This is a genomic window from Rickettsia endosymbiont of Culicoides newsteadi (assembly GCF_002259525.1).
In the GTDB taxonomy this organism is placed as follows: Bacteria; Pseudomonadota; Alphaproteobacteria; order Rickettsiales; family Rickettsiaceae; genus Tisiphia.
Genome location: NZ_MWZE01000077.1, coordinates 1 through 5,965, shown reverse-complemented (window position 1 = coordinate 5,965; position 5,965 = coordinate 1). Strand labels below are relative to the sequence as shown.

Below are 5,965 nucleotides of genomic sequence, written 5' to 3'. Positions count from 1 at the left end.
AACTTATCCACATTCTTCGCTATTTACAACATCAATAATCTTTATTTTATATATTTAAAAGATTATTTTTTCAACTTGACACAGTTTGACGAACACTCCCCCTTAATGTGGAGATTTAAAAGAGGGCGGTTCACGACAACCTAATCTCTCCTAGCCAAGTAGGCATAGTCATCGTGTTTTAGTAAATCAATATCATACGAAAAGCTTTTATTCGTTATATAATATTCTAGTAATCGTATCATACCTTGTTTATGCCTAGCCAACTCTTCTTTAGTGAGTTCTATCTCTAAAGTTTGGATTATTGGCTTTGAGCTAGAAATTTTTACGTAAACAACCTGTTTAACGTTATGGATTTGCATACCAAAACCACCTTCTTGTAACATTAACGCCTCAATTATCAACTGCGGGGATAACCCAGTTTCTATATCTTTTCTACTCGGTAAGCTACCGGTTTTATAATCGATAATGCTCGCTGCCCCAAACTCATCTATCTCAATTCTATCAGCCACTCCAATTATTGTTAATTCTTGCCCAGCAATATTTAATGAAATTGCTCCTCTAGTTTCAGAATAAATATATTTACAACCATTTCTACGTTGTTCATCAAATTCAACAAAAGACTCAGCAATAGGCATAAATTTTATTTGCCAAATTTTTTGCGTATAGGTTGGTAAGATAACATCTTGTAACAGATTATTACTAATATCCAATATTAAGCCAATTTTGTTATTCTCTAACTTGTTATAATTTTTCGAATATTGCTCTAAAACCTTATGAACAAAACTACCAAATTCAGATATTTTAGGCTCCTGCCCTACCCTATCTCTACTCCTGACATTCAAAATCTTCTTAGCGTAAAAACTATAAGGATTCCGTATTAACATTTCTATATCAGTAACTGATATTGTATCAGGAAAAATTGGACTATACACATGATTACTACGATTAATTGACTCAACCATATTAATATTAACATTATTTTGTACATCCACTAAGTCACTTTCTGATAAATATGTTAAATAATTTTCTGAAATCAAACTTTGTTGTGCAATAAGTTGCAATTTTAGTAACAAATTCGATGGTAACAAACCAGATTTACCATCCTGTCTTTTTGATCTAGTAATTATTACTTGGGCATTATGCAGAAATAAATAAAAATAATATTGATAGATAGAAGTTCCAACAACCATATGTAATTTTTTTAACGTTTGCTCATTAATCCATTGGCTGATAGATGAGGATGATGACCAGCATCCTTGATTAAAGTCAGTTAAAATTACTAAATCAAATTTAAGTAATATTAAATCTTCTGCTTTACCAATAATTATATTTTTAGAATAATTATTATGAGCAAAATACTTACAATTAGACATTAAACCCTTCAGTAACTTTGGAAAATCTTTTTTATTATCTAAGGTTAAATTACAATTAGTATTTATTAACTCCGATAAAAAATTTGATAATTCAGCAGCTGACTGCTCATGCCAAATATCTCGGTAAAGTTTTTCAGCAATGCTAATCGAGGATTTTAATATTTTAGCAAAATTATTGCCACTATTGCTATAAAGTAAGTTTATTAGCTTCTTAGACCATTCTATTAATTCATTATCATTGGTTTTTTCTACTAAAAACAGCATTTGGCTAGATTGCCGGATAAAGCGGTTTTTACCACTCGTTAAAATCTCTAATCTTTGAACTAATTTATGATTAATCAAAGGATGCTTTAATAGTAAAAATAACTTTTTTATATCAAAATCATTACATAATATTTCACTAATGGCAATTATTAGAGAGCTAATTAACGTTTCTGATAAATTATTACCTAGCAAATCTTGGAATTCTAGGGAATATTTGGTCAAAAAATTACAATAAAAATTCTTGGTTGTTTGATTATTGACAATAATAGCTATTTTCTTATCACTAGATTGTTGGCAAAATTGTTGACAAATCAGACTTATTTGCTTTGCCTCTTGAAAAATATCTTCAAGCTCATAATATTTTATATGATCTACGGCTAATCGTTTAGACTCATCAGGTATACTCGAATGCTTTGAAGAATTGGCTCCGCAAAACTTCGGGGCATTCGCGTGCTCACGTAGTTCATCTACGCTCCGCTCGCTCACCCCTTGTTTTACGTTCCAATTCTCCAGATCATCCGAGTATATATTGTTACAAATTATCCGATCGAAAAGCAAATGATCTGACTGCTGACTACCCAAAAGTTGGGAATTTAATAAATTTTTATTGAGAATTGTCAGTAATTTTTTAAAGTTATATAAGCAATCTTCTTCAGGATTATAGCTATAGTCAAGTTCTCCTAAATTGACTATATCTAGATTCCCGCCTACGCGGGAATGACACGTACTAATAGGCGGTAAAATTATAAAACCATCCGATGAATTAGCAACATTCTTTAAGAAATTCCATGATATGGGATTATGCCCTACTATACCGGCTACTATCAAACTAGTATCAGCTCTTTTCAGCCTTGCTATCTCTGCATCCATCATAGTGACCTGATAATTTAGCCGATCTTGCTTTCCTAACAATTTTATCTTCTCTTGCCATTCAGAATGGGCGTATTTAAGAAATTGATAAATAACACTCCAATGTTGCGATGGATTGATTTTTTCTATTTCATTTACCGAATCTATCGATAAATTATTACCAGCTAGCTGGTAAAATAACTCAGATATTGTTGAACAAAATTGTAAAGATTGGGTTATACTGAATTGTAAATCATGATAATTATGAATGATTTCTGCCAGGATAATTTTTTCTTGCAAAAACGTTATTGGCTGTAAATTTTCTGATGCGATAGCAAAAATTTCTTCACCTTCAGCCATAATATTAGACCAAGGAATAATATTTGGCAAAATCGCAATATGCTGTTTGTTAATCAAAATATTTTGTAAATTCCAACAATCGAAACCACTAGGCAATATAACCTTAAGATTGCTAATAGAATTCTTCTCACTGAAATTATCTAAAATAAAATCAGCTAATATATCTAAAAACGATAATGATGGGTTAATTCTATAGAGGTTCATTAATTCCTTATTATTTATATTATATAAATGCTATATATAACCTGGATTTGATATAACAAATTATACCAATTCCCGAAATTAATTTATGTTGGTAATTTGTGCGTCGATCCGGTACTCGCATCACAACTGTTGAAAGTTAGAAGAGGAAGCGGTTTTAGACCGGATAGTTTAAAAATCGTATGTGGTCAACGTTATTGCGAGAAAGACCTTAGGTCGACGAAGCAATCCATAAAAGTAACCAAAGATGGATTGCCACGACCTACTTGCGTGGTCTCGCAATGACAAAAAACCTATCTAAAACCCGCTTTACCTTCTAACTTTCAACAGTTGTGGTACTCGCATCCTCACGTACACTTGAGTACGCTCCGGTGCTGCGTTCCGTGTCTTCTACAAATTCCTCAACCTAAATTAATTTCGAGAACTGGTATTATTCCAAATTAGGCTATATCTATAAATATAACAGATTTTTTTGCTCCACTAATAGCTGTTTTCATTATTTTTGCGACATTGGTTATTTTTTTGTTTTTTAACGATAACTTAATATTTATTTAAGTTTTTGTAATACAAAAAATTTCCCCAGACTGTTTAAGCTTTGTTAATCTTTATGTGAAATTGTTAATTAAAATTTAGTATTTCACTTTTAATATTATTTTTTTTTGTTATCATTAATAACCAAGCTATTGATGGTAAGAAAAATGATAGGCTACCCTCAACAACAAACAAGTTTAAACATAGAACAAAAAGAAGCTTTGGGGTTACTATCAATAGGAACCTTCCTTGAATATTTTGATTTGATGGTTTATGTTCACATGGCAGTATTTCTTAACCCCTTATTTTTTCCCAAAACTGATCCACACACTACTGCTTTGTGTTATGCAGCTACTTTTTGCTCAACTTACTTACTTAGACCATTAGGGGCTTTAATATTTGGATGGATAGGTGATAATATAGGGCGTAAGACCACAGTTATCATCACAACCCTTACAATGGCTTGTTCTTGTGTTGTTATGGCTAATCTGCCTACTTACGAACAAATAGGAAATGTAGCGACTTGGGTAGCGATTATTTGCCGGGCTGTGCAAGGTATTTCTTCTATGGGCGAAATAGTAGGGGCAGAACTTTATCTAACTGAAATGCTTAAACCCCCGGTACAATATGCAAGTGTAGGGTTGATGGGAGCTTTTGCTGTCCTAGGAACATTAGCGGCTTTAGGAACGGTCTTACTTGTTACTTTGCATATTTTTAACTGGCGTACAGCATTTTGGATTGGGGCAATAATTGCCTTTGTTGGATCTGTTGCCAGAACCAAACTTAGAGAAGCACCAGAATTTGCCGATGCTAAACGTCGAATAAGAAAAATTTTTAAAAGAACTAACACCGATATAACTATTTTACAAGACCGTCCTATTTGGCAAGAAAGAGTTAATAAAAAAACCGTACTAGCTTTCTTTTTATTACAATGTGCTTTACCAGTATGCGTTTATCTTATTTATATATATTGTGCTAATATTTTAAAAACCACCTTTGGTTACACACTATCTAAAGTTATTCAGCATAATTTTCTTGTCTGTTTTATGGAGTTGTTAACCACATTAGTATTATGTTATTTAAGTTTAAAAGTATCTCCATTATTAATCATGAGAATTATACTGCTAATATTTTCTATTTTTATGATATTTTGTCCGTATTTATTAAATAATCTTAATTCGCCTTATCAGTTATTTTTCATTCAATTCTTTATAGTCTTATGGAAGAAATGCATAAGCCCTGCTACTCCCATTTTTTTAAAAAGCTTTCCTGTATTTAAACGTTTTACCTGTGCTAGCATGACATTTGCTGTATCTCGTGCTTTGATGTATGTTATTAGCTCTTTTGGTTTTGTCTATCTTATTGAGTGTTTTGGCAATTGGGGAATATGGTTTATTATGATTCCGACAATGATCGCTTTTGCTTATGGGTTATCTCATTTTGAAAAATTGACAAAACCAGCTAAAAATTATCAATACAAGAAACTTCATAAGTTAGAGTTAGATGGAGCCGTTAGTAGATAAATTTTGGTAACATAGCTTTGTTAATTGTCGCTCGGCTATTGGTATTTCCAATTGGACACAAAGAGTTATAAAATATCCTACAGTCTCTTTAACTATTTTCAGTGCCTTTTCTGATGACTTAGCCCTTAGTGTTTGTAAATTATGAATGCGATCAAATAATTTAATTAATATCACATCATATCGTTCTTGTTGGAATAACAAATCTAAAGTTTCTTTGGCACTAATCTTGCCATAAGGCTTAATCCTTGTTAAACCTTCAACTTGGTTAGCAACAATACTCCCAAAAATTCGAGCTATCATCTCTTCGGTAAGGGCTGTATCTTCGATCGTGTCGTGCAATAAACTGGTAACGATCATCTCAGTTTTAAATAATGTGGGAATTTCTTGGGCTGTGTACTGGGCAACCATGTATGCTACTTCTATTGGATGAGAGTAATAAGGTTCACCGGATTGCCGCCTTTGACTACCATGATATTTCTTAGCATAATAGATAGCTTTGATAATTTCTCTGATATCTACTGGATAAGGTACCTTGTTGTTTAGTAAAATCAATTTATTAAGTAACTTATCAGAATAGTCACAACACTCAAACTTTGCTTGCCAATTGGCAATATCTTCCATAAATACCTCTCTAATTAGTTTAATTGTACATTAAATTAAACTAATATTGCCAATAAATTTTGGATATCTTTTTCTCGATAATCAAGTTTTTTGCAGAGCTATCTTTAAACGCAAAATTTGTCATATATGGACGAGTGAATTTGTCAAGAAAGAAAATAAAAAAATAGAGCCACAAAGGAAGCGGTCATATATTCGGCATCGAGTGCCATAATGGTTTCTGCATTCTTATAAATATCCTTGAGT

The 5,965-nt window shown here is 32.0% G+C and carries 3 protein-coding genes; 1 reads left to right on the top strand and 2 read right to left on the bottom strand.

The features are described from left to right. Positions 1–140: 140 nt before the first annotated feature. Positions 141–3,050: a PD-(D/E)XK nuclease family protein gene (locus RiCNE_RS05450; protein WP_094649586.1), complete on the bottom strand. Its 2,910-nt coding sequence runs from the start codon at positions 3,048–3,050 to the stop codon at positions 141–143. A gap of 695 nt (positions 3,051–3,745) precedes the next feature. On the opposite strand from RiCNE_RS05450, the gene RiCNE_RS05445 reads away from it, so the two are divergent. Then, on the top strand, positions 3,746–5,101 hold the full coding sequence (locus RiCNE_RS05445; RefSeq protein WP_094649585.1) for an MFS transporter: 1,356 nt from the start codon (positions 3,746–3,748) through the stop codon (positions 5,099–5,101). On the opposite strand, the gene RiCNE_RS05440 is transcribed toward RiCNE_RS05445, so the two are convergent. After that, the gene (locus RiCNE_RS05440; RefSeq protein ID WP_094649584.1) at positions 5,078–5,722 is read right to left on the bottom strand and encodes an HD domain-containing protein; all 645 of its coding nucleotides are present in this window, start codon (positions 5,720–5,722) and stop codon (positions 5,078–5,080) included. The two genes, RiCNE_RS05445 and RiCNE_RS05440, sit on opposite strands and share 24 nt — an antisense overlap. Between the last annotated feature and the right edge of the window lie 243 nt (positions 5,723–5,965).